The organism is Diaphorobacter sp. JS3050, from assembly GCF_013154915.1.
Taxonomy (GTDB): Bacteria; Pseudomonadota; Gammaproteobacteria; order Burkholderiales; family Burkholderiaceae_C; genus Diaphorobacter; species Diaphorobacter nitroreducens.
Map to the genome: position 1 here is coordinate 2,489,676 of NZ_CP053553.1, position 26,207 is coordinate 2,515,882.

Sequence of the window (26,207 nt, forward strand, 5' to 3'; positions counted from 1 at the left end):
GAAAGCAACCGTATAACCAGCCGTATAACGATTTGATGACTTGCTAAAAAGCCGTTTAAAATCAACAACTTATAGCGGTATCTGGCGGAAACGGAGGGATTCGAACCCTCGATGAGGCTCTACACCCCATACTCCCTTAGCAGGGGAGCACCTTCGGCCACTCGGTCACGTTTCCAATCCCGCTATTGTAGCCTCATTTCAAGGCCATTTCGGCGAAACTTCAGGCGGCAGCCTGGTCCAGCTCGAACGCCTTGTGCAGCGTACGCACGGCCAGTTCCACGTACTTCTCGTCGATCACCACGGAGGTCTTGATTTCCGACGTGGAGATCATCTTGATGTTGATGCCCTCTTCGCTCAGTGCGCGGAACATCTTGCTGGCCACGCCCACATGGCTGCGCATGCCGATGCCAACGATGCTGACCTTCGCGATCTTGGCATCGCCCACGATTTCCTCGGCGCCCAGTTGGGGCAGCACCTTGTCTTTCAACAGATCGATGGTGCGTTGGTAGTCATTCCGATTCACCGTGAAGCTGAAGTCGGTCTTGCCTTCCTTGCCCATGTTCTGGATGATGACATCCACATCGATATTGGCGTCGGCCACCGCGCCCAGGATCTGGTAGGCGATACCGGGGGTGTCGGGCACGCCGATCACGGAGATCTTGGCTTCGTCGCGGGTGAAAGCGATGCCGGATACGACGGCTTTTTCCATTTGTTCGTCTTCCTCAAAGGTGATCAGGGTGCCGGACTTGGCTTCCTCATTGATGTCGATGTCCCAGGACGTGAAGCTGGAAAGCACGCGCAGCGGCACCTTGTACTTGCCGGCAAACTCCACCGAACGGATCTGCAGCACCTTGCTGCCCAGGCTGGCCATCTCCAGCATTTCCTCGAAGCTCAGCGTCGTCAGGCGCCGCGCCTCGGGCACCACGCGCGGGTCGGTGGTGTACACGCCATCCACGTCGGTGTAGATCAGGCATTCGTGCGCCTTCATCGCGGCGGCGATGGCGACGGCCGAGGTGTCGGAGCCGCCGCGGCCCAGCGTGGTGATGTTGCCGCCCTCGTCGATGCCCTGGAAGCCTGTGACGATGACGACCTTGCCCGCGTCCAGGTCGGCGCGCACGCGCTTGTCGTCGATGGACTCGATGCGCGCCTTGGTGTAGCTGCTGTCGGTGCGCACGGGCACCTGCCAGCCGGCGTAGCTCACCGACTCCATGCCTTCGGCCTGCAGCGCGATGGCCAGCAGGGCCGACGAGGCCTGCTCACCCGTGGCGGCCAGCATGTCGAGCTCGCGGTGGTAGGCGGAGGTAATGCGCGAGGGCGTGAGCTCCTTGGCCAGGCCCAGCAGGCGGTTGGTCTCGCCACTCATGGCGCTGGGTACCACCACCATCTGGTGGCCGGCCCGCGCCCACTTGGCCACGCGCTTGGCGACATTGCGGATGCGCTCGGTGGAGCCCATCGAGGTGCCGCCGTATTTATGAACGATCAGTGCCATGGAATTTCTGGAATGGCAGGGACGCAGATGCGCGGCGCTATTGCAAAAGCTGTTCTGGCGCGCCGCCGTCCCGTGCGGAAATGGGGACCAAAACCTGTTGATTGTACCAACCGAGCACCTCCGCCTCGCGGACCACATAGCCCCCGCCCACCTTCAGGTGAATGCGGTGCCCGCGCGTGGCACATGCGGCCAACTGGTCCTGCAATTCGTTCAGCTGTGCGGCCGTAGGCGTGGTGGCGTGGTGCACACGCAGCCAGTGGCGCAGCACGTTCGCCTGGCGCGCCCTTCCCAATGCACGCAGCGCCGCGATGCGGGGCGGCTGGCCGATGGCCGCTGCATCGGCGGCGGCCAGTTCCTGCAGCAGTTCGCTGGCCTGCGCCGCGTGTTCGCAACTGCGCGCAAAGGTGTCACGAAACTGCGGGAACGCCTGCTGCAGCGCCGGCAACAACTGGCGGCGGATGCGGTTGCGCGTGAAGCGCTCGTCGGCGTTGGTCGGGTCTTCCACCCAGCGCTCGCCACGCGCGACCAGCCAGGCGCGCACGTCGGCGGCTGCCACGCGCAGCAGCGGCCTGCACCAGTCCATGCCCGCGCGCTGCCACTGCGCCGGCATGGCGGCAAGCCCGGCTACGCCCGCGCCCCGCGATAGGGCGAGCAGCAATGTCTCGACCTGGTCGTCCGCATGCTGCGCCATCGCTATTGTTTTTATAGCTATTTGCGCTTGACAGTCAAGCGCCAACGCCTCAAAAGCCTTGTAACGCACCTGGCGTGCCGCATCCTCGGGGCTTTGTCCGGCAGCATGGCGCGCATCCACGCGGCGCACCCACAGCGGTATGCCCAGCCGCTCACACAAGGCCACGCAATGCTGCTCAAACCCGTCGGCCGCCGCCTGCAATCCATGATGCACGTGGAAAGCCACCACCTGCCCCGGCCAGCGCGCTGCGCAGGCCAACAGCAGTGCCGTCGAATCTGCGCCGCCGCTGAGGGCCACGGCCAGGGGCAGACGGGGCCGGAAGGCCGCGACTGCGGCGTCGAACGACTGGGTCAAGCGTCCCTCCTGCGGCGGCAGTGCGGGCGCGGTGGCGTATGGGCAGGCATGGCGGCCCGATTATCGGCGCGCGCCAGCGCCCCCCCGCCACGCTAGCGCTGCAGTGCCAGCGGCGCCGCCCGACCGGCGCTTGCGGCCTCGTCGTGCAGCCGGAAGGTACCCACCACGTCGGACAGGCGTACGGACTGGTCTTTGAGGCTGGCCGCCGCTGCGGCGCTTTCTTCCACCAGTGCGGCGTTCTGCTGGGTCATCTGATCCAACTGCGCCACGGCCTGGCCTACCTCGCCAATGCTGGTGCTTTGCTCGTTTGTGGAAGCGGTGATCTCGGCCATGATGTCCGTGACGCGCTGCACCGACTGCACGATGTCCGCCATGGTGGTGCCCGCATCGTGAGAGACTTCCACAGAGACATACGTAACCCTTCTTCCTGCAGCGATGCGCGTCCGCACGAGGAAAGATAATACGTTTTGATACAAGTAAGTCACAAAAAAAGGCGGGGATTCCCCCACCTTTTTTCAAGGATCGGCGCGACGCTGAGCGCGCGTGCGCCTCGCCTTAGCGGCTGTCCGCCTTGGTGTCCGTGAAGCGGCCGTAGCTCTGCAGGCGCTCGTAGCGGCGGTCCTGCAGTTCCTTGGGCTTGAGGTCCGACAGCTGGCGGTAGGCATCGCCCAGGGCACGCTTGAGGAAGGCGGCCATCTGCTTGTGGTCGCGGTGCGCGCCCCCCACGGGCTCGTTCACGATCTTGTCCACCAGACCCAGGGCCTTCAGGCGGTGCGCCGTGATGCCCATGGCCTCGGCGGCGTCCTGCGCGCGGTCGCTGGTCTTCCAGAGGATGGACGCGCAGCCCTCGGGGCTGATGACCGAGTAAATCGAGTACTGCAGCATGATGACCTGGTCGGCCACGCTGATGGCCAGCGCACCTCCGGATCCGCCTTCGCCGATCACCGTGGTGATGATCGGCACTTCCAGCTGGGCCATCTCGTAGATGTTGCGGCCGATGGCTTCGGACTGGCCGCGCTCCTCGGCGTCGATGCCGGGGTATGCACCGGGCGTATCGACGAAAGTGAACACGGGCAGCTTGAACTTCTCGGCCGTCTTCATCAGGCGCAGGGCCTTGCGGTAGCCCTCGGGCCGGCTCATGCCGAAGTTGCGCGCGGTGCGCTCCTTGGTGTCGCGGCCCTTCTGGTGGCCCAGCACCATGCAGGCGTGACCGTTGAAGCGCGCGAGGCCCCCCACGATGGACTGGTCGTCCGCGAAGTGCCGGTCGCCGTGCATTTCCACGAAATCCGTGAAGATCTCGCGCACGTAGTCCATGGTGTACGGGCGCTCCGGATGGCGCGCGATCTTCGTGATCTGCCAGGGGGTCAGGTCACTGTAGATGTCCTTGGTGAGCTGCAGGCTCTTCTTGCTGAGCTGGTCAATCTCCTCGGAGATGTCCACCGCGCTCTCGTTCTGCACATAGCGCAGTTCTTCGATTTTGGATTCCAGCTCGCCAATGGGCTGCTCGAAGTCCAGAAAGGTCTTTTTCGCCAACTTGTTTTCTCCTCGGGGCGGTGCCCGGTACCGGCCGCCCTGCGTTGTTCAGTAGTCCACCGGCAGGGGGGCGAGCGACCGCCAAATATACCAACTCGCCACGCTGCACCAGGGTTTCCACGCATCAGCCACTTCGCGCGCATCGCTGCGGCTGACCGGGTCGCCCGAAAAATAATGCTGGCTGATGCCCTGGATCAGCGTGGCATCGTCCAGCGGCAGCACGTTCGGCCGCGCCAGATGGAAGATGAGGAACATATCCGCCGTCCAGCGGCTGATGCCGCGGATCGCCACCAGCTCGGCAACGATGGCCTGGTCGTCCATCTGGTCCCACTGCTTCACGTGCAGCCGGCCGCTGTCGAAGTGCAGCGCCAGGTCCACCAGGTACTCCACCTTGCGTGCCGACAGGCCGGCCGCACGCATGTCGTCCACCTTGAGCTTGAGCACGCTGCGCGGCGTCATGCTGCGCGACAGCGCGGCGAACTGGTCCCACACGCGCTGCGCCGATGCCACCGACACCTGCTGGCCCACGATGGAGCGCGCCAGCGTGGTGAAGGCGTCGCCGCGCTGGCTCAGGGCCACGTTGCCTACCTGGGGAATCAGGCGACGCATCACACGGTCCTTCTTGGTCAGATGCCGGCAGGCCTCTTCCCAATAGCTGGGGGGCGTGAGGGACGGAGGTGCATCCGCTATTTTTTTAGTAGCTGCCACCGCTTACCCCACAAGCCCTACATGCCAATTTGAATCGAAACCCATTTACTGAGCCGCCTCCCAGGTCGTGCCCGCGGCGGAGTCCTTGAGCACGATACCCTGCGCCAGCAGATCATTGCGGATGCGGTCGGCCTCGGCGAAGTTCTTGGCCGCCTTGGCGGCGGCGCGCGCGGCGATCTGCGCCTGGATGGCCGCCTCGTCCAGCCCGGCGCCTGCTTTCAGAAAGTCCTGCGGATCCGCCTGCAGCAGCCCCAGGTGGCCGCCCAGCGCCTTCAGCAAGCCCGCCGCGGCGGGCGACTTGCTGCGGTTCACCTCACCGGCCAGGTCGAACAGCACGGCCACCGCTTCGGGGGTGCCGAAGTCCTCGTCCATGGCCGCCTTGAAGCGGGCGGCGTAGCCTTCGGCCCAGTCCACCTCGACCGGGGCCGGTGCCACCAGGCTCAGCGCGGTGTACAGGCGCTTGAGCGCGGCACGCGCATCGTCCAGGTGCACGTTGCTGTAGTTCAGCGGGCTGCGGTAGTGGCTGCGGACCACGAAGAAGCGCACAGTCTCCGCGTCGTATTCCTTGAGCACGTCGCGGATGGTGAAGAAGTTGCCCAGGCTCTTGGACATCTTCTCGTTGTCCACGTTGATGAAGCCGTTGTGCATCCACAGCCGCGCGAACGGTTTGCCCGTGGCGCCCTCGCTCTGGGCGATCTCGTTCTCGTGGTGCGGAAACTGCAGATCGGCGCCACCGCCGTGGATGTCGAAGCTCTCGCCCAGCAGCGCGCAGCCCATGGCGGAGCATTCGATATGCCAGCCCGGGCGCCCCTCGCCGAAGGGGCTGCGCCACTTCACATCGGCTGGCTCCTCGGGCTTGGCGGACTTCCACAGCACGAAGTCCAGCGGGTCGTGCTTGCCGTCCTGCACGGCCACACGCTCGCCGGCATTCAGCTCGTCCAGCGACTTGCCCGACAGCTTGCCGTAGCCGGGGAACTTGCGCACCGCATAGTTCACGTCGCCGTTGCCCGCCTGGTAGGCCAGGCCCTTGCCCTGGAGCGTGCCGATCATGTCCAGCATCTGCGGCACATAGGCGGTGGCGCGGGGCTCGTGCGTGGGACGCTCAATGCCCAGCGCGTCGGCGTCCTGGTGCAGCGCGTCGATCATGCGGTCGGTCAGGCTGCGGATGGTCTCGCCGTTCTCCACCGCGCGCTTGATGATCTTGTCGTCGATGTCGGTGATGTTGCGCACGTAGGTCACCGCCAGGCCGGATGCGCGCAGCCAGCGCTGCACTACGTCAAAGGCGATCATGGAGCGCGCGTGGCCCAGGTGGCACAGGTCGTACACGGTCATGCCGCACACGTACATGCGCACATGGCCGGGTTCGAGCGGGGAAAACTCCTCCAATGCACGCGACAGCGTGTTGTAGATACGCAAGCTCATGGATGACGGGTCCAGGGAATCGGTGGGGGCGGATGGGTGCGGTGCGCGCCCGGTGCGGCGCGCGACTCAGAGCGAGTGCGCGCGATGGGCGGTGCCGCGGGGCGTGCAGGCGGTCTGCCGCAAGGGCGGCGGGCCCGCCATCAGGAGCGGCAACAGCGTACCGGCATGACAAAACCCCTCCGCTACAATCGGCCGCAGTATAAGCCCGCACCGCGGCCCGACCGCGCTGCTCCGTCTCTCCAGCCCCTCCTCCATGACTCCTGCACGCCGACCCGCCCTCCGCTGCCTGCATCTGCTTGCCGCCACTGTGGCCCTGCTCGCAGCTTCATGGGCCCAGGCGGACGAGTACGCCGACATTTCCCGCCTGCTCCAGCTGGGCAAGCCCGCCGAAGCCATCGTGAAGCTGGACCAGCGCCTGGCCGCCACCCCGCGCGATCCGCAGCTGCGCTTCTTGCGCGCCGTGGCGCTGGCCGATTCCGGCAAGCTGGCCGAAGCCATCGATGCCTTCGTGCAGCTGACCGAGGACTACCCCGAGCTGCCCGAGCCCTACAACAACCTGGCCGTGCTCTACGCCAGCCAGAACCAACTGGGAAAAGCCCGCGCGGCGCTGGAGACGGCGATCCGCACCAAGCCCGACTACGCCACCGCCCACGAGAACCTGGGCGACATCCACGCCAAGCTGGCCAGCCAGTCGTATCTGCGGGCGCAACAGCTGGACCGTGCCACGGCCGCCTCGGTGGCGCCCAAGCTCAAGCTGCTGCGCGAGCTGTTCGCCGCCGAATCGAAACCCGCCGCACCCCAGGCCGCCACCCCGGCCAGCCGCTGAGGCGCGCCGTCTTGCGCGCCGGCCCCGACCCCGCATAGCCGGGCGCCGCGGGCCCCCTATCCCTTTCGATCAAGGAGCAACCATGATTTCCAGAAGAAATATCACCCAAACGCTTGCTGGATGTGCGCTAGCAGCTATTTTTACAGTAGCAAATGCCCAGACCGCCGGTGCCGCAGCACCCCAGGTCAAGCTCGCCACCAGCCTGGGTGACATCGTGGTGCAACTGGACCCGGCCAAGGCGCCCAAGACGGTGGAGAACTTCCTGGCCTACGTGGCCGACAAGCACTATGACGGCACGGTCTTTCACCGCGTGATCGATGGCTTCATGATCCAGGGTGGCGGCTTCACGGCCGACATGCAGCAAAAGCCCACCAAGGCCCCGATCCCGCTGGAAGCCGCCAACGGGCTGAAGAACGACAAGTACACCATCGCCATGGCCCGCACGGCCAACCCCAATTCGGCGACCAGCCAGTTCTTCATCAACGTGGCGAACAACGCCATGCTCAACGCGCCCCAGCCCGACGGCCACGGCTACGCCGTATTCGGCAAGGTGGTGAGCGGCACCGAGGTGGTGGACAAGATCAAGGCCGTAGCCACCGGCAACCGCGGCATGCACCAGAACGTGCCCACGACCCCCGTGGTCATCCAATCTGCAACCCTGGTCAAGTAACCTGAAAGGACACCCGCCATGAGCAACCCGCAAGTCGAACTGCACGTCACCATCAACGTTGCCGAGACGGCCACCCAAGGCGTCATCACGCTGGAACTGGACGCCGTGAACGCCCCCAAGTCCACCGCCAACTTCCTGAACTACGTGAACAAGGGCTTCTACGACGGCACGATCTTTCACCGCGTGATCAAGAACTTCATGGCCCAGGGCGGCGGCTTCACGGCCGACATGAAGCAAAAGCCGACCGACGCGCCCATCGAGAACGAGGCCGCCAACGGCCTGAAGAACGACAAGTACACCATCGCCATGGCCCGCACCGGCGACCCGCACAGCGCCACGGCACAGTTCTTCATCAACGTGGTGGATAACGCCTTCCTGAACCACACCTCCCCCACACCACAGGGCTGGGGCTACGCCGTGTTCGGCAAGGTGGTCAAGGGCGAGGACGTGGTCGACGCCATCAAGAAGGTGCGCACCACGCGCAAGGGCTTCCACGACGACGTGCCCTTCGACGCCGTGGTGATCGACAAGGCTGTGGCGCTGTAAGCCCTGCGATGACACCATCCGTGCCGCCGATGGACGAGCTGGCCGCGCCAGCCGCGTGGCGCACGGTGGACTTCATCTCCGACCTGCACCTGGAGCCAGCCCAGCCCTCCACGGTGCAGACCTTGCGGCAGTACCTGCACAGCACGCCCGCCGACGCGGTGTTCCTGCTGGGCGACCTGTTCGAGGTCTGGGTGGGCGACGACGCCATCGACGAGCCGGGCAGCTTCGAAGGCGCCTGCTGCGCCCTGCTGGCCCAGGCCACGCACGCGAGGCCGCTGTATTTCATGCACGGCAACCGCGACTTCCTCGTGGGTGAGGGCTTCACGCGCCACACCGGTATACCCGTGCTGGCCGATCCCACGGTGCTCACGTTCGCTGGCCGGCGCTGGCTGCTGTCGCATGGCGATGCGCTGTGCCTGAACGATGTGGAATACCAGCGCTTTCGCATCCTGGCACGCAACCCGCAATGGCAGGCCCAGTTGCTGGCGCGCCCGCTGCACGAGCGCCGCGCACAGGGCCGCAGCGCCCGCAGCGAGAGCGAGGCGCGCAAGCAGGCCGGCGCCGCGGTCTATGCCGATGTGGACAGCCCGGCCGCCATCGAGTGGCTGCGCGCCGCGGGGGCCCAGGCGCTCATCCACGGCCACACCCATCTGCCTGCGGACCATGTACTGGCCCCCGGCCTGGCGCGCCACGTGCTCACGGACTGGGACCTGGACGCCCACCCGCCGCGCGCCGGCGTGCTGCGCCTGACGGCCGAGGGCTTGCAGCGCCTGCCGCTCGTCCCCACGTAGCGGCATGGCACGTACCCGCGCACCCCTGCACTTCCTTCGCCAACTGGCCCTGCGCGTACGCGCCACCGTGGCCCCCCTCCCCGACATCTCCGCGCAACTGTGGTTGCAGACCCTGCGGCGCTACCCATTCCTGCAGGCGCTGCCACTGCATGACCAAGGCAAGCTGCGCGCCCTGAGTGCGCTGTTCCTGGACCGCAAGGAGTTCACCGGCGCCCATGGGCTGGTGGTGACCGATGCCATGGCGGTCTCGATTGCGGCCCAGGCCTGCCTGCCGCTGCTGCACTGGGGCGCTCCCGAGCGTGCGCTGGCCTGGTACGACGACTTCGTGGGTATCGTGGTGCATCCGGCCGAGGCCGTGGCGCGCCGCCAGGCCGTGGATGCCGCCGGCGTGGTGCACCACTACGACGAGGTGCTGTTGGGCGAAGCCATGGAGCGCGGCCCCGTCATGCTGAGCTGGCCCGCCGTGGACGGGGCTGGCCAGGGCGGATCGGACGGGCAGCCGGTCGCCACCAGCGTGGTGATCCACGAGTTCGTGCACAAGATCGACATGCGCAACGGCCCGGCCGACGGCTGCCCGCCCTTGCCTCCGGGATTCATGGGCACGCGGGGCGCGCGCGCCGCGCACGCGGCCTGGCGCGACGCCTGGGAGCCCGCGTACGAGCAGTTCCGCGAGCAGGTCATCATCGCCGAGCGTTTCGGCGGCGCATGGCCGTGGCTGGATGCGTACGGCGCCACCGCGCCCGCGGAGTTCTTCGCCGTGGCCTGCGAGGCGTACTTCGTGCACCGTGAACGTTTCGGGCAGGAATTCCCCACCCTGCTGCACGTGCTGGATGCGTTCTTCGGCCGGCCACTGTCCGGCTGAGGCGGCTTCGTTCCCGCCCCTCAACCGCCCTTTAACCGCCCGTCAGCGCGGCCCGCGCCGCCTGCGCAATGCTGGCGGCATCGACCCCAAAGTACGCACGCAGCGCCGCCCGCGTGTCGCTGCGGCCAAAGCCATCCGTGCCCAGCGCGCGGTAGCGGCGCCCCGCGGGCACATAGGCGCGCACCGATTCGGGCACGGCCCGCACATAGTCCGTGGCGGCAATGACCGGGCCGCTCGTTACCTCCAGTACCTGCGTAAGCCAGGGCTTGGCATCGCCTGCATCCCCCCTGTCACGCCCGGCCTCACAGGCCATGCCGTCGCGCGCCAGCTCGCTCCAGCTCGTCACGCTGACCACGGTGGCCGCGATGCCCTCATCGGCCAACAGCTGCGCCGCCTTTATGACCTCGGTGAGGATGGCGCCGGAGCCCAGCAGGGTCACGTTTTTTTGAGATGAATTTGAGCCATCGCGCCCGTCCAGCAAGCGCTGATAGCTATTGAATACATAGCATCCACGCAGCACCCCTGCATGCGCCTCGGCCGGCAGGTCCGGCTGGGCATAGTTTTCGTTCATGAGCGTGACGTAATAGAAAACGTCGCGCTGCTCGGTGACCATCTCGCGCATGCCGGCGTCCACGATCACGGCCAACTCGCCCGCGAAGGCCGGGTCGTAGGCCTTGCAGTTGGGGATGGTGGCGGCCACGAGGTGGCTGGAGCCGTCCTGGTGCTGCAGGCCCTCGCCGCCCAGCGTGGTGCGGCCCGAGGTGGCGCCCAGCAGGAAGCCGCGGGCGCGCTGATCGGCGGCGGCCCAGATGGCGTCGCCCACGCGCTGAAAGCCGAACATCGAGTAGTAGATGTAGAACGGCAGCATGGCCAGGCCGTGCACGCTGTAGCTGGTGGCGGCGGCCGTCCAGCTGGCGATGGCACCGGCCTCGCTGATGCCTTCCTCCAGGATCTGCCCATCCAGCGCCTCGCGGTACGAAAGCACCGAGCCGATGTCCTCGGGCGCGTAGCGCTGGCCCACGCTGCTGTAGATGCCGACCTGCTTGAACAGGTTGGCCATGCCGAAGGTGCGCGCCTCGTCGGCCACGATGGGGACGATGCGCGGGCCGAGTGTCGCGTCCTTCAGCAGGGTACCGAGCATGCGCACGAAGGCCATGGTGGTGCTCATCTCCTTGCCGTCCGCTTGCAATGCGAACTGCGCGTAGCTTGCCACCGGTGGCACCGGCAGCACGTCGCACACCGTTTCGCGCCGGGGCAGGTAGCCGCCCAGGGCCTGGCGTTGGCGGCGCAGGTACTGCATCTCGGGGCTGTCGTCCCCCGGCTTGTAGAACGCCAGGCCCGTGGCCTGAGCGTCGCTCAAGGGCAGGTTGAAGCGGTTGCGGAATTCGATGAGGTCGGCGCCGTCGAGCTTCTTCTGGCTGTGCGTGGTCATCTTGCCCTGGCCGGCCTGGCCCATGCCGTAGCCCTTCTTGGTGTGGGCGAGGATCACCGTGGGTTGGCCGCGGTGGCGCGCGGCGGCAGCATAGGCCGCGTGGATCTTCACCAGGTCATGCCCGCCGCGCTTCAAGCGGTCGATCTGCTCGTCGGTCATGCCCTGGGCCAGCGCGGCCAGTTCGGGGGTCTGGCCGAAGAAGTGGTCGCGGTTGTAGCGCCCATCCTTGGCGGCAAAGGTCTGCATCTGGCCGTCCACCGTGCCTTCGAGCGTGCGCACCAGCGCGCCCGTGAGGTCGCGGGCGAACAGGCCGTCCCAGTCGCTGCCCCAGACGAGCTTGACCACGTTCCAGCCCGCGCCGGCGAACAGGCGCTCCAGCTCGTCGATGATGCGGCCGTTGCCGCGCACCGGGCCGTCCAGGCGCTGCAGGTTGCAGTTGACCACCCAAACGAGGTTGTCCAGACCCTCGCGTGCCGCGAGCGTGAGCGCGCTCATGCTCTCGGGCTCGTCCATCTCGCCGTCGCCGAACACGCCCCACACCTTGCGTGCGGAGCAATCCAGCAGGTTGCGGTGCGTGAGGTAGCGCATGAAGCGCGCGTGGTAGATGCTGCTGATGGGGCCGATGCCCATGGAGCCGGTGGGGAACTGCCAGAAGTCCGGCATGAGCCAGGGGTGCGGGTAGCTGCTGAGGCCGCGCGCGCCCTGCGCCGGGGCGGTGATCTCCTGGCGGTAGTGCATGAGGTCCTGCTCGCTCAAACGCCCTTCGAGGAAGGCGCGCGCGTACACGCCGGGCGCGCTGTGCGGCTGGAAGAACACCAGGTCGCCCCGGTGCTGGCCTTCGCCCAGACCCTCGCGGGCGCGGAAGAAGTGGTTGAAGCCGCTCTCGAACAGGTCGGCCGCACTGGCGTAGCTGGCAATGTGGCCGCCCAGTTCGCCGTACGCCTGGTTGGCGCGCACCACCATGGCCAGCGCGTTCCAGCGCATGATGGACGCCAGACGCTCCTCGATCGCCAGGTCGCCGGGGAACACCCCCTGCTCCTGCACGGACACGGTGTTCACGTAGGGCGTGTTCAGGCCGGGGCGCCAGTCCACGCGCAGTTGGCCGGCCAGCCGGTTCAGCTCGTCCAGCAGAAAGCGCGCGCGCTCAGGCCCTGCCGTGGCCACCAGGGCCTGCAGGGCGTCGCGCCATTCGGCGGTTTCCTGGGGGTCGGTATCGGGGCTGGCCGCGGCAGCGAGGGTAGCCAGTGTTGCGAGGGGTGTGGGGGCGTTCATCGCGCCACTGTAGGCCCCGCATACCGAAATAGGATGCCGATTCACACGATGTTTCACCCCCCATCGGCACAATATGCCGTTCCTGGAATGATTTTCAGCATATGAAGCTTGACGCTACCGATTTGCGCATCCTGGCCGAATTGCAGGCCGATGGCGCGCTGTCCAATGTGGAGCTGGCGCGGCGCGTGCACCTGTCGCCTTCGCCCTGCCTCGCCCGGGTCAAGGCGCTGGAGGCCGCTGGCGTCATCAGCCGGTATGTGGCGCTGGCCAATGCCACGGCGCTGGGGCTGGGGCTCAATGTGTTCATCAACATCAGCCTGAAAAGCCAGAGCAAGGAAGCGCTCTCGGCCTTCGAACAGCGCATCGCCGAGCATGACCAGGTGATGGAGTGCTACCTGATGACGGGCGACAGCGACTACCTGATCCGCGTGGCGCTGCCCGACATCGCGGCGCTGGAACGTTTCATTCTCGAGCAGCTCACGCCCATCCCGGGCATCGAGAAGATCCGCACCAGCTTCACGCTCAAGCAGGTGCGCTACAAGACGGCGTTGCCTCTGCCAACGCCGTAGCGGTCAGCGGCTGGCAGGCGGCGTCGCCTGCGCCGGTATGCGCGCGACGTTGCCCGCCGCCATGTCTCCAGTGGCCACGCGGCGGCGCAGCTCGGCCAGCACGGCCTTCAGGCGGCGCGCATTCTCAGGGCCCATGCGCACCAGCATCTTCTGACCGCTGGAGAGTGCCTGCAGTTGGGGGTCCACGAATTCGTAGCGCACCCAGGGCCGGGTGGAGGGCACCTCGCCCACCACGGGAACCAGCCGCACCTGCAAGGGCCCCGCCGGCTCGGGCGCGGCGCGCAGGTGGTCGAGTACCGCCACCAGGCGGTCGTTGAAGTAGCTCCCGGGAAAACCCAATTCTTCATAGGCCGCCTGGAACAGCGGATACATGCGGGCATAGAGCTTCACCGCGGCGTCTACGGGCACGGCTTCGGCCAGCGTGACGAAGGCCTGGTAACGCGCCGCGTTGGCCGGTGCGATGGTCTGCGCAGGCGCATCCTGCGCCCCTTCCACCGTGAAACGGCCGGGCGTGGGCTGCACGGGCCACATGCGCGAGGGTGCCTGGGCGCGTGCCAGGTTGTCGATGGTCGCCACCATGCGGCGCACCAGCCCCTCGGGCTGCAGCAGCGCCGCCGCCTGCGGCCCCAGCAGTTCCGCCAGCGCGCGGGCCACGTAGGCGTCGGAATCGGCCAGCGCGGGCAGCGCGTCGGCCAGGGGTTCCAGCACTTCCACCGGGTTCTGCGGACCGGACGCGGGTAGCTGCGGCGCGGCGGCGGGGGTGCGGCCTCGACGGCGGGGGCCGCGGGCGCAGGTTCGGGGGCCTGGGTGTGGCGCCACCCGAACCACCAGGCGGCGCCCGCGGCGGCGATCGCCACCAGGGCAATGACGGTCCAGACAGAGACCGAGGACTCCTGCCGGGGATGGAATTCGGCGGGGTCTCGTACAGGCATGGCGGTCCTTTCTCCACGAGGCCCCCTCGCACCGTGCAAGGGGCACCTTCGCTTCAATATTGATAGCTATTAGCGCTTGATCCGCCTATGCTACAGCCCTGTTTCATATAAAACCACGTTAAACCACCAGAGGTTACGAGGCTTACCACCGGGGTCAACCGGCGGCGCCTGCGGCCAGGCCGTGCAGCCAGGCCATGGAATCGCGCAGTTCCTCCGGGCGGATTTCGTGCATGCCCGGGTACTCGCGGTAGCTCAGCGCCAGCGGCAGCGTCCGGACATGGTCGCGTATTGCCTGGGCACTGGCCAGCGGAATGACGTTGTCCTGCACGCCATGGCTCACCCAGAGCTGGCGCCCCGCCAGCGCGGCCGGCTGCGCCGCATGGGGCAGCGCCTGCGGCAGCAGCCGGCTGTGCCAGACCATCGCGCCGTGCAGCAGTTCAGGCCGCGTGAGCAGCAGGGTCAGCGCCATGATGCCGCCCTGGCTGAAGCCGCCCGCCACCACGCGCGCGGCGGGAATACCCAGCTGGCGCGCCGCGGCGTCCACGGTCTGCGCCACCAGTGCGCGGCTGGCGGCCTCCTGCGGCTCGTTGATGCTGCGCGCGCCATCCGCTGCCACGGTGAATTCGAACCAGGCATTGGCCGTCGGCCCCATGCGGTACGGTGCGCGCAGGCTCAGCACGTGGTATTGCGGGGGTACATACGGGGCCAGGCTGAACAGGTCCTGTTCGTTGCTGCCCACGCCGTGCATGAGCACCAGCAGCCACGGCTCGGAGCCGGGCGTCGCGGGGCGGTGAAGGAAGGAAAGGGGTAGGTCGAGCATGGGCAACGTCGTGATGGGGGAAGTGTCAGGCAGCCTGCAGCGCGAAGGCGTCCATGGCCAACATGCCATGCATGACTTCGCGGCTCAGATAGTGCGCCTCGGCGCCTTCGCCGGCAGCGCCCAGCGCAAAGAAGATGGGCAGGAAGTGGTCTTCCGTGGGATGCGCACGCCGGGCATGCGGCGCACGGGCGCGGTAGTCCAGCAGGGCCGCGGTGTCGCCCTGCTCCAGCTGCGCCTCGATCCAGCGGCTGAATTCCACCACATAGGATGCGGGCTGGTCGGCGCCGCCAAAGAACTCGGCCAGGTTGTGCGTCATGCTGCCGGAGCCCACGACCAGCACGCCCTGCTCGCGCAGGCCGCGCAGCGCCGCACCCATCGCATACACCTCTGCCGGACCGGCACCCACGGGCAGCGCGACCTGCACCACGGGCACGTCGGCCTGCGGGAACAGATGCATCAGCGGCACCCAGGCGCCATGGTCGAAGGGGCGCGCCGCGTCGCCTCGCGCGTCAATGCCAGCCTGCACCAGCAGGGCCAACACCTCCTGTGCCAGGGCGGGTGCTCCGGCAGCCGGGTACTGGAGCGCATAGAGCGGACGAGGAAAACCGCCGAAGTCGTGCCAGGTCTCGGGCTGCGCCCCGGTCATGACGGTGGCGCCGCGCGCCACCCAGTGCGGCGACATGATGACCACGCCGCGCAATCGGGGGTACTGCGCCTTCAGTTCAGCGCCCCAGCGGGTGAGCGCCGGGCCGGTACTGCCGGGCTCCAGCGCAAACAGCGGCGCGCCGTGCGAGACGAACAGCACGGGCAGCGCGGCAGCGGTCGTCGAAGAGGTGACAGAAGGGGTATGGGGGGTGTTCATGGCAAAACCTCAGTCCAGGTTGCAATCATGTGGGAGCGACACGCTTGATGCCAAGCGCCATAGACCCCATCACAGCGTCCCATCCATCACACCAATGCGATGTGAAAGCAGCGTCACTCTCCCAGATGGGGCCGCCCGCGCAATGCCTTGACACCTCCGCGCCGGCTTTTGGACTCCAGCCGCCGCTGCTGCGATCCCAGCGTGGGCCGCGTGGCACGTCGCACGCGCGGCGGCCGCGCCACGCTGTCCACCAGCGCCTGCAGGCGCGCCAACGCATCCAGGCGGTTGGCCTCCTGGGTGCGGTATTGCTGGGCCTTGATGACCAATACCCCCTGCTGGGTGATGCGGCTGTCGCGCAGGGCCAGCAGGCGCTGTTTCACATCTTCAGGCAATGAAGAGGCCGCGATGTCGAAGCGCAGGTGCACGGCACTGGACACCTTGTTCACGTTCTGCCCGCCCGCCCCCTGGGCGCGCATGGCAGTAAGTTCGACCTCGGCCGGGTCCACGCGCACGCCGGAAGAAGGATTGCCGGAGGCCATGCCCGTCCGTCAGGCGGCCCCGGCGCGCAGGGCGTCGTCCAGCGCCTGCAGGAAGCGCTGCGGGCGCTCAAACTGCACCCAGTGGCCGGCTTCCTCGATCAGCGCCATGCCGCGAAAGTCCGGAGCCGCCGCCGCGTAAGCGCCCTCCAATGCACCAATCCACTCTTTATACAGAGCGTCGCTGCGGCCATAGATCGCATGCACGGGGCAAGGCACCAGCGGCAGAGCGCGCGCCAACGCATCGGTGTGCGCCAGGCGGCGGCGGGGCATGCGGTCGCGCACTACATTGGCCACGTGCGTTTTCAACGCCAGGCCGCCCAAACCGTCGATGAGCGAAGTGTCCTGGAGCATCAGCGCCGCCAGGTTGTAGCGGTGCGCCGCAATCTGCCCTTCCTGCGGCAGGTGGCGCCAGGCCTTGAGCTCGAATTGCCGTTGGGGCACCACCCCCATCGCCGGGGCTCCCACCAATACGAGCTGGCGGGCCAGTTCGGGGTGGGCTGCGAGCAGCAGGCCCGCCGTCAATCCACCAAAGGAAAATCCCACCAGGTCACACGGCCGTGGCCCGAACAGCGTACGCAAGCCTTCGGCCAGCGGCTCCACCAGGGCGTCCGCATCGCCCCCCGCGGGTGGTGCGGCCGAATCTCCGAATCCCGGCAGATCGGGGACCCAGACCTCGCGACCACTGTCCTCCAGATCGTGGATGTTGCGCACCCAATGCGTCCAGCTGCCGCTGCCGCCATGCAGCAGTACCAGAGGCAACGCACCATCCTGGGATGCCCCCCAGACATGCCAGACGATGTCGCCGGTACCGCAGGGGGTGGACTCGCGCCGTGCGCGTTGCTGCAACGCGGTGACTTCAGGAGGCAAGGGCAGCGTGGCGAGCGATGGCTCCCTCACCATTGGGCCAGCCCATCAATGGCAAGGGCGTAGCCCTGCACTCCAAACCCGCACATCACCGCGCGGGCCGCGCCGGCCAGATAGGAGTGGTGGCGAAAGCTCTCGCGCGCATGCACGTTGCTGATGTGCAGCTCTACCACGGGCACTCCCGTGCCCTTCACGGCATCCAGGAGTGCCACGCTGGTATGGGTGTAGGCAGCGGCATTGAGCACGACGCCGGCCAATTGGCCCGCCGCATGCAGCCGGCCGGCCTCGTGGATCCAGTCCACCAGAGCGCCTTCATGGTTGCTCTGGCGAAATACCAGCGCCAACCCGTGGCGTGCACATGCGGCCGTGCAGAGCTGCTCGACATCCGCCAGAGTCTGGGAGCCATACACCTGCGGCTCGCGCGTGCCCAGCAGGTTGAGATTGGGGCCGTTGAGAACGTAAACGGTTTTCGTCATGGAGTGCTAGCGCGGTTCTACCCGCCGCAACGGACCCGCGAATGCGCATTATCGCGGCCAGCACTCCGGCTGGCGTGCCCGTGTCAGCGCCAATCGCGATGGCCGCGATGGTGCCGATGGCCGTGGCGGTACCCGTGCCCGTATCCGCGGTAATACCCCACGGGCGGTGCCACGACCACGGGTGGCGCGTAATAGACCGGGCGCGGAGCCCTGTATACGGGCGGTGCGTACACCACGGGCGGCGGGGCGTAATACACGGGTGGAGGCGAGTAATACACAGGAGCGGCGTTGCCCACCCCCACGACGGCGCCGGGCACGCCCACGCCGACAGACCAGTACACGTCGCTGCGTGCCTGGGCGGTGCCTGTGCCCACCAACAGGGCCAGCGCCACGCCGGCCGAGGCGGCGGCGGCAAACCAAGAGCGATGTTGGATCATGAAAATCTCCTATATAGGGGTGCCGCGGCACCCCGGTGCCTGAACACAAAGCGTTTGGACGTCTAACGCGCCAGCACCGTGAAAGGATGGCATGAACAGATGTTCAGGTTGTTTCCGAACGTACCCCGCGCCGTTTCCATGCGTAACCGCAGCGGCCGCTCAACAAGCGCTCGCGCCGGTAGTACGCATCTATGCCGCCTAAAATCCCCCGCATGAGCACCCCCGTCCATCACGACACTTCTGCGGAAGCCGCAAAACCCAGCAACTTCCTGCGCCAGATCATCGAATCCGACCTGTCGCACGGTGTGCATGCCCAAAAACACTGGGCGGGCAGCCCAGGCGACGCAGCCCACCACGCCGCCGCAGCGGTTGACCCTGCCAAGATCCGCACGCGCTTTCCGCCTGAACCCAACGGCTACTTGCACGTGGGCCATGCCAAGAGCATCTGCCTGAATTTCGGCCTGGCGCGCGACTACGGCGGCGTCTGCCACCTGCGCTTTGACGACACCAACCCCGAGAAGGAAGATCAGGAGTACGTAGACAGCATCATCGATGCCGTGCGCTGGCTGGGCTTCGACTGGAAAGACCCCGACGGCCACGAGAACCTGTACTACGCCAGCAATTACTTTGGCTTCATGTACCGCGCGGCCGAGTACCTGATCGAGACCGGCAACGCCTACGTGGACGAGCAAACGCCCGAAGAGATGCGCGCCAACCGCGGCGACTTCGGCAAGCCCGGGGTAGACAGCCCCTATCGCAACCGTACCCCTGCGGAGAACCTGGCGCGCTTTCGCGAGATGCGTGACGGCAAGCTCCCCGATGGCGCCGCCGTGCTGCGCGCCAGGATCGACATGGGGCACCCCAACATCAACCTGCGCGACCCGGCCATCTACCGCATCAAGCACGCCGAGCACCACAACACCGGCAACCAATGGTGCATCTACCCCATGTACACCTTTGCGCACCCGATCGAGGATGCGCTGGAGTGCATCACCCACAGCATCTGTACGCTGGAGTTCGAGGACCAGCGCCCCTTCTACGACTGGCTGCTGGACCGTCTGGGGGAAGGCGGCCTGATCGCCCGCCCCCAGCCGCGCCAGTATGAGTTCGCGCGTCTGAACCTCACCTACGTCATCACCAGCAAGCGCAAGCTCAAGCACCTGGTGGACAGCGGCATCGTGAGCGGCTGGGACGATCCGCGCATGCCCACCATCGTGGGCCTGCGCCGGCGCGGCTATACGCCGGCCTCCATCCAGATGTTCTGCGAGCGCATTGGCGTGACCAAGGACTACAGCTGGATCGACTACGGCACGCTGGAGGGTTGCCTACGCGAGGACCTGGAATCCAAGGCCCACCGCGCCATGGCCGTGCTCGACCCGCTCCCGCTCACGCTGACCAACTGGGCCGAAGTCTTCGGCAGCGACGGCCACGTCGAGGCCTGCAGCCTACCCGCCCTGCCGCACGCGCACGAAGGCCAGGCTGTTCCCGAGCGCCACTTCACCCTGGGCCGCGAGGTCTGGATCGAACGCGAAGACTTCGCCGAAGTGCCACCCAAGGGCTACAAGCGTCTTTATCCTCCCCGGCTCGGGGCGGACGGGCAAATGCTTCCAGGCAACACCGTGCGCCTGAAGGGCGGCTACGTCATCGAATGCACCGGCTGCGAGAAAGATGCGGGCGGCCACGTCACCCGCGTGCTCGCCACCGTGGTGCCCGACACCAAGAGCGGCACGCCCGGCGCCGATAGCGTGAAGGTAAAAGCCGCCATCACCTGGGTGGGGGTGCAGGACGGCGTGCAGGCCGAGGTGCGCCTCTACGACCGCCTGTTCACCGACGCCCAACCCGACGCGGGTGGTAAAGACTTTCTGGCCCTGCTCAATCCCGACAGCCTGAAGGTGGTGACTGCCTATGTGGAGCCATCACTGGCGGCCGCCCAGCCCGACGATAAGTTCCAGTTCGAGCGCTTCGGTTACTTCGTGGCCGACCGGGTGGACCACAGCGCCAGCCGCCCGGTGTTCAACAAGATCACCGGACTGAAGGACAGTTGGGCGAAATAGCCAGCCGCTGCTCGACAAGCAAATGCCCGCGTCCGCGGGCATTTTTTTCGTCTCAAACCGAACGCCTGCGCATTACTGAGGGTGCACGACGGAAATTCTCCCGGCGCAAAGATGGATTTTTAATAACGATTCTCGTTTGCTTTATCATCCCACCACCTTATTGCCGAGAAAGACTTGAGCCTCATGTCCATGCCTATGAAATCCTTGGTTGTTGCATGTGTTCTGGCCGCTGCAGGCGCCGCAAGTGCGCAGGACCAGGTGGTCAACCTGTATTCCGCCCGCCACTACGCCACCGATGAAGCGCTGTACAGCGGCTTTACCAAGGCCACGGGCATCAAGATCAATCGCGTGGATTCTGATGATGCCGGGATCATGGCCCGTCTCAAGGCAGAAGGAGCCGCATCCCCTGCCGACGTGATCCTCCTGGTGGACGCCGCCCGCCTCTACCGTGGCGAGGCCGACGGCCTGTTCCTGCCCGTGCGCTCGAAGGTGCTGGAGGACGCCATTCCCGCGAACCTGCGCGCAACACCGGTCGCCGACGGTGGTATTCCCTGGTTTGGCCTGTCCACGCGGGCGCGTGTGGTTGTCTACAACAAGACCAAGGTCAACAAGGACGATGTGGACACCTACGAAGAGTTGGGCGACCCCAAAAACAAAGGCAAGGTCTGCATCCGCTCCGGCTCCCACCCCTACAACCTGAGCCTGTTCGGCGCCGTGATGGAACACGTGGGTGAACAGAAAGCCGAAGCATGGCTCAAGGGCGTGGTGAACAACCTCGCCCGCGCGCCCAAGGGGGGCGACACCGATCAAATCAAGGCCGTCGCAGCAGGCGAATGCGATATCGCCGTGACCAACAGCTATTACCTCGCCCGCCTGATGCGCTCGGACAAGCCCGAAGACAAGGCCGTGGTGGACAAGGTGGCGGTGGTGTTCCCCAACCAGCAATCGTGGGGCACGCACATGAACATCGCAGGCGGCGCAGTGGCCCGCCACACCAAGAACCAAGCCAACGCCATCAAGTTCCTGGAATACCTGGCCAGCCCTGAGGCTCAGAACTACTTTGCCAACGGCAACAACGAATGGCCCGCCGCCAAAGGCGTGGATCCGGGCAACCCGGCCCTCAAGGCCATGACGGGCGGCCAACCGTTCAAGAGTGAAACCATCCCCATTGGCGCGGTCGGCGCCAACACCGTCAAGGTACAGCAGATGCTGGACCGCGTCGGTTTCCGGTAAGCCCTCTGCCCCTTGCGCACAGCCCGGCCCTGCCGGGCTGTTGCTTTTCTAGGGAGTGCCGGATCGCTCGGTGATAATTAACGTTTACGTTAACGTAACTTTGGAGACAGACCATGGAAATCAAGGGCAAGGTGTTCATCGTCACCGGCGGCGCGTCAGGCCTGGGTGAAGGCACGGCACGCATGCTGGCTTCAGCGGGCGGCTTGGTGGTGATTGCCGACATGCAGGCCGACAAGGGCGAAGCCGTCGCGCGCGAGATCGGCGGGCGCTTCGTGCGCTGCGACGTGAGCAGCGAGGCCGATGGCCAAGCCGTGGTGGCCGCAGCGGTATCGATGGGCAAGCTCATGGGCCTGGTGAACTGCGCCGGCATCGCCCCTGCGGAAAAGACCGTTGGCAAGAATGGCGCGCACGCGCTGGCTTCGTTCAGCAAGACCATCACGGTGAACCTGATCGGCAGCTTCAACATGATCCGCCTGGCCGCCGAGGCCATGTGCAAGAACGAACCCGAAGCCACCGGCGAGCGCGGGGTGATGATCTCCACCGCCAGTGTGGCGGCCTATGACGGGCAGATCGGGCAGGCGGCGTACTCTGCTTCCAAGGGCGGAATCGTGGGCATGACACTGCCCATCGCCCGCGACCTGGCACGCAACGGCATCCGCAACATGACCATTGCCCCCGGCATCTTCGGCACCCCCATGCTGTTCGGCATGCCCCAGGAGGTACAGGACGCGCTGGCCGCCGGCGTCCCCTTCCCCAGCCGCCTCGGCACCCCGCAGGATTACGCCAAGCTGGTGCGCCACATCTTCGAGAACGACATGCTCAATGGCGAAGTGATTCGTCTGGATGGCGCGATCCGCCTTGCACCGAAGTGATTTTTTGATAGCGCCTTGCGCTTGTCTGTATTGGGCTCGAGCCCGATTCCGTATATTTTCCTAACGAAACCAACGCGGACGCAGTCGGTGAGTAACTGCGGTTAGGGCTGGCGGCGCACGGACGCAGGCAAGCGCTGCAGTTCAATCTCCAAGGCGCGGATGTTACTCTGGTGGCGGTTCACCGCCAACTGCGCATCCGCACCGCCCGCCCCCTCCTGCGTCTGCAGGCGCCGCAAGGCGTCGCGCTCCTTGTCCAGTTCATGGTTCAGGATCGCGCGGCGCCCATCATCATCGGGTTGCACGATCACGAGCGTGTGTCCTGGCAAAGCGGCGTGCGCGCGGCCGAAGCACAAAAACCGCTAGTACGTGCAAACAACGTAGGATTTAGCGCTTTTATTGATGCGAACGGGCAAATTCTCAGTAGCCTAATTGGACATGCCGGGAATGGAACCATGGACATTCAGCCACGTAGCGGAGCTACGCCCTATGTCCGCATAGCTGCTTGGCTGTCGCAATAAATTCTGAAAACACAGAAAAAAAGCCGCTGCAAATAATTTGCAGCGGCTTTTTTGATATTGGCGGAGTGGACGGGACTCGAACCCGCGACCCCCGGCGTGACAGGCCGGTATTCTAACCGACTGAACTACCACTCCGCGTCGGTGTGACTTTTGCCCTGCTGCTAATGCAACCGAGCCAAGTGCCACAAAACTTGGCGACCCTACGGGGATTCGAACCCCGGTACTCACCGTGAAAGGGTGATGTCCTAGGCCTCTAGACGATAGGGTCAAAACCTAGAAACTTGTAAACCAACAAATCTTGGTGGAGGTAAGCGGGATCGAACCGCTGACCTCTTGCATGCCATGCAAGCGCTCTCCCAGCTGAGCTATACCCCCAAGATGGCGGAGTGGACGGGACTCGAACCCGCGACCCCCGGCGTGACAGGCCGGTATTCTAACCGACTGAACTACCACTCCGCGTCGGTAGCTGCTTGCATTCTTGCGAATCAAGTGCAGCCAAACTTGGCGACCCTACGGGGATTCGAACCCCGGTACTCACCGTGAAAGGGTGATGTCCTAGGCCTCTAGACGATAGGGTCAAAACCTAAGAACTTCCGTTCAAATCATCAGGTGGTGGAGGTAAGCGGGATCGAACCGCTGACCTCTTGCATGCCATGCAAGCGCTCTCCCAGCTGAGCTATACCCCCTTCGACTTCGACATTTAATTTCTTATCTGTCGTCATCACCTGAGCCTTGAATTATAGACAGGTTTTTAACGACTTTTCAATCGCGCGAGGATTTTTTCGCGACCCAGCAGTTCGAGCACGGCATCCACCGACGGCGTATGCGCGGTACCCATGGTCAGCACCCGCACGGGCATTGCGAGTTGCGGCATCTTCAAACCCAGCTGCTTGAGGACATCCTTGATCGCAGCGTTGATCGCGTCCTTGTTCCACGCCACGGTCTCCATGGCGGCGGCAAACGCGTCGAGCGCCGGTGCGGCTGTCTCGGTCACGTGCTTCGCGAAGTCGTCTGCATCGGGCTCGATGGCGTCCACATAGAACACGCGCGCCCAGCGTGCCAGGTCCACCAGCGTTTCGCAGCGGTCTTTGAACAGCGCGCAGATGCGCGGCAAGCGGTCATCAGCATCCAACTGCGCCTCTGGAACACCCGCCTGCACGACGAAGGGCCGCACGAGTGCTGCCAACTGTGCATCTTCCATGGCCTTGAGATGCTGTGCGTTCACCCAGCGCAACTTGGCCTCGTCGAACTGGCCGGCGCTGCGGCCCAGGTGATCCAGGTTGAACCATTCCAGGAATTGCGCGCGGCTGAAGATCTCGTCATCGCCATGGCTCCAGCCCAATCGGGCCAGGTAGTTGACCATGGCGTCGGGCAGATAGCCCTCGTCGCGGTACTGTGTCACGGCCTTGGCACCGTTGCGCTTGCTCATCTTCTCACCCTGCTCGTTGAGCACGGTGGGCAGATGGGCAAACACGGGCACCGTGGCGCCCAGGGCCTCGAAGATGTGGATCTGGCGTGGTGTGTTGTTCACATGGTCGTCCCCGCGAATCACGTGGGTGATGCGCATGTCCATGTCGTCCACACAAACGCAGAAGTTGTAGGTGGGCGTGCCGTCCGGGCGCGCGATGACCAGGTCGTCCAGCTCGCTGTTCTGGAACTCGATGCGACCCTTGCACTTGTCGTCCCAGCCGACCACGCCGTCCTGGGGCGTCTTGAAGCGCAGCACGGGCTTGACACCTTCCGGCACGGGCGGCAGCACCTTGCCGGGCTCGGGGCGCCAAGTGCCGTCATAGCGGGGCTTTTCCTTCGCGGCCATCTGGCGTTCACGCAAGGCATCGAGCTCTTCCACGCTCATGTAGCAGGGATAGACATGGCCTGCAGCCTGCAGTTGGGCCAGGACTTCCTTGTAGCGCTCCATGCGCTGCATCTGGTAGTACGGGCCCTCGTCATGGTCGAGCTGCAGCCAGGACATGCCCTCCAGGATGACGTCGACCGAGGCCTGGGTGGAACGCTCCAGATCAGTGTCCTCAATGCGCAGGATGAACACGCCGTCGTTGGCACGCGCGAAGGCCCAGGGATAGAGCGCGGAGCGGATGTTGCCCAGGTGGATGAAGCCCGTGGGCGACGGGGCGAAACGGGTGCGTACTTGTTGTTGTGTCATGGCAGGGTGTCCAGGCCTCGGCAGAGGTCGGTCTTCAGGTCGTCGAGATGTTCCAGGCCCACGGACACGCGGATCAGCCCCTGGCCGATGCCGGCCGCCTGGCGCTGCTCTTCCGTGAGGCGCCCGTGCGAGGTGCTGGCCGGATGGGTGATGGTGGTCTTCACGTCGCCCAGGTTGGCGGTGATGGAGCACACGCGCGTGCTGTCGATGACGTGGAAGGCATTCGCGCGCAGCTGCGCCGCGCCTTGCCCCACCACGTCGAACGCCAGCACCGGGCCGCCCATGCCGCCCTGCTGGCGCATGGCCAATGCATGCTGCGGATGGCTGGCCAGGCCCGAATAGTGCACGCGCGCCACCTTGGGATGTGTGGCCAGCCAGGTCGCCAGTTCCAAAGCCGCGGCGCTTTGCGCGCGCACGCGCAGCGACAGCGTCTCCAGCCCCTTGAGCACGACCCATGCATTGAACGGCGACAGGTTCAGCCCCGCGCTGCGCATGAAGGTGCCCATGACCTTGTCCACCAGCGCGGTGGTGCCGCACACGGCGCCCGCCATCACGCGGCCCTGGCCGTCCAGCAGTTTGGTGCCCGAGTAGACCACCAGGTCAGCGCCCAATTGCGCCGGGCGCTGCAGCGCGGGCGAGCAGAAGCTGTTGTCCACCGCCAACAGCAGGCCGCGCGCATGCGCGATCTGCGCCAGTGCGGTGATGTCGCACAGATCGCCCAGCGGGTTGGTCGGTGTCTCGGCAAACAGCAAGCGGGTATTCGGGCGGATGGCCGCCTCCCACGACTGCAGGTCGGTCTGCGAGACAAAGGTCGTCTCTACGCCGAAGCGCGCCATCTCCGACCCGAGCAGCTTGAGCGTGGAGCCGAACATGGACTGCGACGCCACCACGTGGTCGCCGCTCTTGAGCACGGTGAGCGCCATCAGCAGGATGGCCGACATGCCGGTGCTGGTGGCCACCGCGCATTCCGTGCCCTCCATGGCCGCCAGGCGGCGCTCGAAGCTGCTGACCGTGGGGTTGGCGGTGCGGGTGTAGGTGTAGCCCGGCTCTTCGTTGGCGAAGCGGCGTGCGGCGCTTTCGCAGTCGCTCTGCACGAAGCTGCTGGTCATGTACAGCGCCTCGCTGTGCTCGCCCCACTGGCTGCGCGCGACGGCCTCGCGAACGGCGAGGGTCTCAGGGCGCAGCCCCTCGGGCAGGGGTTGATCGGTCACGGTGGCGGTCCTTGTTCTAAAAAATAGGAGCTGATAGCGCTTGCTGTACCTGGACTTCAGGCA

Annotated in this window: 24 protein-coding genes, 7 tRNA genes and 2 pseudogenes; 9 read left to right on the plus strand and 24 right to left on the minus strand. The window is 65.9% G+C overall.

Features of this window, described 5'->3' with window-relative positions; all coding sequences use genetic code 11:
• Nucleotides 1-82: 82 nt before the first annotated feature.
• The 7 genes and pseudogenes from HND92_RS11925 to cysS all read right to left on the minus strand — a co-directional run bounded on the left by HND92_RS11925 (nt 83) and on the right by cysS (nt 6,197).
• Nucleotides 83-175 (minus strand) — tRNA-Ser (locus tag HND92_RS11925).
• Between the two features lie 45 nt (nt 176-220).
• Entirely contained in the window at nt 221-1,489 is a 1,269-nt protein-coding gene (locus HND92_RS11930; protein ID WP_011804900.1) for an aspartate kinase, read from the minus strand.
• A gap of 37 nt (nt 1,490-1,526) precedes the next feature.
• Entirely contained in the window at nt 1,527-2,534 is a 1,008-nt protein-coding gene (tilS, locus tag HND92_RS11935) for a tRNA lysidine(34) synthetase TilS (protein WP_047351421.1), read from the minus strand.
• 92 nt (nt 2,535-2,626) lie between these two features.
• Nucleotides 2,627-2,926, minus strand: a pseudogene (locus HND92_RS11940) (chemotaxis protein); the annotation flags it as partial.
• Between the two features lie 163 nt (nt 2,927-3,089).
• Entirely contained in the window at nt 3,090-4,067 is a 978-nt protein-coding gene (locus HND92_RS11945; protein ID WP_011804898.1) for an acetyl-CoA carboxylase carboxyltransferase subunit alpha, read from the minus strand.
• Between the two features lie 48 nt (nt 4,068-4,115).
• The gene (locus HND92_RS11950; protein ID WP_047351447.1) at nt 4,116-4,775 is read right to left on the minus strand and encodes a DNA-3-methyladenine glycosylase; all 660 of its coding nucleotides are present in this window, start codon (nt 4,773-4,775) and stop codon (nt 4,116-4,118) included.
• Nucleotides 4,776-4,820: 45 nt separating this feature from the next.
• Nucleotides 4,821-6,197, minus strand: a complete 1,377-nt coding sequence (gene cysS / locus HND92_RS11955; protein WP_172207193.1) for a cysteine--tRNA ligase — start codon at nt 6,195-6,197, stop codon at nt 4,821-4,823.
• Nucleotides 6,198-6,450: 253 nt separating this feature from the next.
• Between cysS and HND92_RS11960 the strand changes: the two genes are divergently transcribed.
• The 5 genes from HND92_RS11960 (at nt 6,451) to HND92_RS11980 (ending at nt 9,892) form a co-directional block, all read left to right on the plus strand.
• Nucleotides 6,451-7,023, plus strand: coding sequence for a tetratricopeptide repeat protein (locus tag HND92_RS11960; RefSeq protein WP_172207195.1), 573 nt, complete (start codon nt 6,451-6,453; stop codon nt 7,021-7,023).
• An 82-nt stretch (nt 7,024-7,105) separates the two neighbouring features.
• The gene (locus HND92_RS11965; RefSeq protein WP_015913572.1) at nt 7,106-7,693 is read left to right on the plus strand and encodes a peptidylprolyl isomerase; all 588 of its coding nucleotides are present in this window, start codon (nt 7,106-7,108) and stop codon (nt 7,691-7,693) included.
• Nucleotides 7,694-7,711: 18 nt separating this feature from the next.
• On the plus strand, nt 7,712-8,239 hold the full coding sequence (locus HND92_RS11970; RefSeq protein WP_015913573.1) for a peptidylprolyl isomerase: 528 nt from the start codon (nt 7,712-7,714) through the stop codon (nt 8,237-8,239).
• Nucleotides 8,240-8,247: 8 nt separating this feature from the next.
• Nucleotides 8,248-9,030: a UDP-2,3-diacylglucosamine diphosphatase gene (locus tag HND92_RS11975; protein WP_172207197.1), complete on the plus strand. Its 783-nt coding sequence runs from the start codon at nt 8,248-8,250 to the stop codon at nt 9,028-9,030.
• Nucleotides 9,031-9,034: 4 nt separating this feature from the next.
• Entirely contained in the window at nt 9,035-9,892 is an 858-nt protein-coding gene (locus HND92_RS11980; RefSeq protein WP_172207199.1) for a zinc-dependent peptidase, read from the plus strand.
• 31 nt (nt 9,893-9,923) lie between these two features.
• Here the strand turns inward: HND92_RS11980 and mdeB are convergent, their stop codons facing one another.
• The gene (mdeB, locus tag HND92_RS11985; RefSeq protein ID WP_172207201.1) at nt 9,924-12,596 is read right to left on the minus strand and encodes an alpha-ketoglutarate dehydrogenase; all 2,673 of its coding nucleotides are present in this window, start codon (nt 12,594-12,596) and stop codon (nt 9,924-9,926) included.
• A gap of 101 nt (nt 12,597-12,697) precedes the next feature.
• Between mdeB and HND92_RS11990 the strand changes: the two genes are divergently transcribed.
• Nucleotides 12,698-13,165 carry an Lrp/AsnC family transcriptional regulator gene (locus HND92_RS11990; RefSeq protein WP_011804889.1) on the plus strand — a complete coding sequence of 156 codons (468 nt, stop codon included), beginning with the start codon at nt 12,698-12,700 and terminating at the stop codon, nt 13,163-13,165.
• Between the two features lie 3 nt (nt 13,166-13,168).
• Here the strand turns inward: HND92_RS11990 and HND92_RS11995 are convergent.
• From HND92_RS11995 to HND92_RS12025, 7 genes and pseudogenes are all read right to left on the minus strand, one after another.
• Nucleotides 13,169-14,097 (minus strand): annotated as a pseudogene (locus HND92_RS11995) (DUF3014 domain-containing protein).
• A 154-nt stretch (nt 14,098-14,251) separates the two neighbouring features.
• Entirely contained in the window at nt 14,252-14,917 is a 666-nt protein-coding gene (locus tag HND92_RS12000; RefSeq protein WP_172207203.1) for an alpha/beta hydrolase, read from the minus strand.
• Nucleotides 14,918-14,942: 25 nt separating this feature from the next.
• Complete coding sequence (locus HND92_RS12005) at nt 14,943-15,779, minus strand: class III extradiol ring-cleavage dioxygenase (protein ID WP_172207205.1); 837 nt, start codon at nt 15,777-15,779, stop codon at nt 14,943-14,945.
• A 113-nt stretch (nt 15,780-15,892) separates the two neighbouring features.
• Nucleotides 15,893-16,318: an alternative ribosome rescue aminoacyl-tRNA hydrolase ArfB gene (gene arfB, locus HND92_RS12010; protein ID WP_011804885.1), complete on the minus strand. Its 426-nt coding sequence runs from the start codon at nt 16,316-16,318 to the stop codon at nt 15,893-15,895.
• A 9-nt stretch (nt 16,319-16,327) separates the two neighbouring features.
• Nucleotides 16,328-17,218 carry an alpha/beta fold hydrolase gene (locus HND92_RS12015; RefSeq protein WP_172207206.1) on the minus strand — a complete coding sequence of 297 codons (891 nt, stop codon included), beginning with the start codon at nt 17,216-17,218 and terminating at the stop codon, nt 16,328-16,330.
• Entirely contained in the window at nt 17,212-17,658 is a 447-nt protein-coding gene (gene aroQ / locus HND92_RS12020; RefSeq protein ID WP_011804883.1) for a type II 3-dehydroquinate dehydratase, read from the minus strand. Before aroQ ends, HND92_RS12015 begins: the two co-directional genes overlap by 7 nt.
• 83 nt (nt 17,659-17,741) lie before the next feature.
• Nucleotides 17,742-18,095 carry a hypothetical protein gene (locus tag HND92_RS12025; RefSeq protein WP_011804882.1) on the minus strand — a complete coding sequence of 118 codons (354 nt, stop codon included), beginning with the start codon at nt 18,093-18,095 and terminating at the stop codon, nt 17,742-17,744.
• Nucleotides 18,096-18,307: 212 nt separating this feature from the next.
• Here HND92_RS12025 and HND92_RS12030 point away from each other — a divergent pair, with 212 nt between their 5' ends.
• The 3 genes from HND92_RS12030 (at nt 18,308) to HND92_RS12040 (ending at nt 22,254) form a co-directional block, all read left to right on the plus strand.
• A complete protein-coding gene (locus tag HND92_RS12030) occupies nt 18,308-20,149 on the plus strand; it encodes a glutamine--tRNA ligase/YqeY domain fusion protein (protein WP_011804881.1) in 1,842 nt (613 codons plus the stop codon).
• A 183-nt stretch (nt 20,150-20,332) separates the two neighbouring features.
• Nucleotides 20,333-21,382, plus strand: coding sequence for an extracellular solute-binding protein (locus HND92_RS12035; protein ID WP_172207208.1), 1,050 nt, complete (start codon nt 20,333-20,335; stop codon nt 21,380-21,382).
• Nucleotides 21,383-21,495: 113 nt separating this feature from the next.
• Complete coding sequence (locus HND92_RS12040; RefSeq protein ID WP_088886481.1) at nt 21,496-22,254, plus strand: 3-hydroxyacyl-CoA dehydrogenase; 759 nt, start codon at nt 21,496-21,498, stop codon at nt 22,252-22,254.
• A 101-nt stretch (nt 22,255-22,355) separates the two neighbouring features.
• Here HND92_RS12040 and HND92_RS12045 read toward each other — a convergent pair whose 3' ends face one another.
• From HND92_RS12045 to HND92_RS12085, 9 genes are all read right to left on the minus strand, one after another.
• The gene (locus tag HND92_RS12045) at nt 22,356-22,562 is read right to left on the minus strand and encodes a hypothetical protein (RefSeq protein ID WP_172207210.1); all 207 of its coding nucleotides are present in this window, start codon (nt 22,560-22,562) and stop codon (nt 22,356-22,358) included.
• 268 nt (nt 22,563-22,830) lie between these two features.
• Nucleotides 22,831-22,907 (minus strand) — tRNA-Asp (locus tag HND92_RS12050).
• A 57-nt stretch (nt 22,908-22,964) separates the two neighbouring features.
• A tRNA-Glu gene (locus tag HND92_RS12055) sits at nt 22,965-23,040 on the minus strand.
• A 31-nt stretch (nt 23,041-23,071) separates the two neighbouring features.
• Nucleotides 23,072-23,147: transfer RNA gene (locus tag HND92_RS12060), tRNA-Ala, on the minus strand.
• Between the two features lie 4 nt (nt 23,148-23,151).
• Nucleotides 23,152-23,228 (minus strand) — tRNA-Asp (locus HND92_RS12065).
• A 46-nt stretch (nt 23,229-23,274) separates the two neighbouring features.
• Nucleotides 23,275-23,350, minus strand: a tRNA-Glu gene (locus HND92_RS12070).
• A 32-nt stretch (nt 23,351-23,382) separates the two neighbouring features.
• Nucleotides 23,383-23,458: transfer RNA gene (locus HND92_RS12075), tRNA-Ala, on the minus strand.
• Between the two features lie 65 nt (nt 23,459-23,523).
• Entirely contained in the window at nt 23,524-24,933 is a 1,410-nt protein-coding gene (gltX, locus tag HND92_RS12080) for a glutamate--tRNA ligase (protein ID WP_088886466.1), read from the minus strand.
• Nucleotides 24,930-26,144 (minus strand): O-succinylhomoserine sulfhydrylase, encoded by a 1,215-nt coding sequence (locus tag HND92_RS12085; protein WP_172207212.1) that lies wholly within the window; start codon nt 26,142-26,144, stop codon nt 24,930-24,932. Before HND92_RS12085 ends, gltX begins: the two co-directional genes overlap by 4 nt.
• Nucleotides 26,145-26,207: the final 63 nt, after the last annotated feature.